This is a genomic window from Nostoc sp. CCY0012, from assembly GCF_963920855.1.
Lineage (GTDB): Bacteria > Cyanobacteriota > Cyanobacteriia > Cyanobacteriales > Nostocaceae > Cyanocohniella.
In genome coordinates, this window is sequence record NZ_CAWUDM010000246.1 from 1 (window position 1) to 981 (window position 981).

Consider the following 981-nt stretch of genomic DNA (forward strand, 5'->3'; position numbering starts at 1 on the left):
GGAGTGGGGAGCGGGGGAGCAGGGGAGAAAAGAAAATAATTCTTATTGCTGGTTAAATGCTGACAATATCTACTGGATAAGAAATACGCGCATTTTTCCGGCGTTTCTTGTATTTGCTTCCCCAGCACCCCTTTACTAGCTAATTTCTAATTTCGCCACAAAGCAATTCCACCCAATAAACCAGTAATATTGGGGATGAGTTTGACATTTAAAGGTAGCTGAAGATTTACCCGCACAGCTTCACCACCACCAATGTAAAGGTAATCATAATTGAACAAACTTTGTAAAGAAGCGATCGCCTTATCTAAACGTCTGTTCCATCTTTTCTCACCAATTTTTTCTAACTCTGCACGTCCCAATTGTTCTTCGTAAGTTTTTCCCTTACGAAACGGATGATGTCCCATTTCCATATTCGGTACCAATTTGCCATCTACAAATAAAGCCGAACCAAACCCTGTACCCAAAGTTATTACCAATTCCACGCCTTTACCTGCAACTGCGCCAAATCCCTGCATATCGGCATCATTAATTACTCGTACAGGTTTATGGAGACGTTGTGATAACGCTGATTCCAAATCAAAACCAATCCAATCTCGATCTAAATTGGCTGCTGTTTCTGTCACCCCGCAGCGTACCACACCGGGAAAACCTACAGCCACACGATGAAATTCACCTTGGGCAGATGCTAACACGGCGATGGCATTGATAATTGTCTCTGGTTTAGCAGGTTGGGGAGTATCTAAACGTTTCCTTTCCGTCACTGGAGTACCCGTGATATCCAAAACTATAGCTTTGACACCACTACCGCCAATATCAACAGATAGGGTACGAATAGATCCGTTATCTTCCAACATTGAGTTTTGTCCTTTTGTTTACTGCTTGGTGTTTTAGGGGCTAGGGGCTAGAGGTTAGCGACTGGGGACTAGGTAAGATTTTGGTTATAGCCAGAAGTATCTCCCCCCCCTGCTCCCTGCTCCCTGC

Annotated in this window: 1 protein-coding gene; it reads right to left on the bottom strand. The window is 43.9% G+C overall.

The annotated features are described in order from the left end of the window. Window positions 1–146: 146 nt before the first annotated feature. Window positions 147–854: an ROK family protein gene (locus ACM0OS_RS28965; protein ID WP_414546620.1), complete on the bottom strand. Its 708-nt coding sequence runs from the start codon at window positions 852–854 to the stop codon at window positions 147–149. Window positions 855–981: the final 127 nt, after the last annotated feature.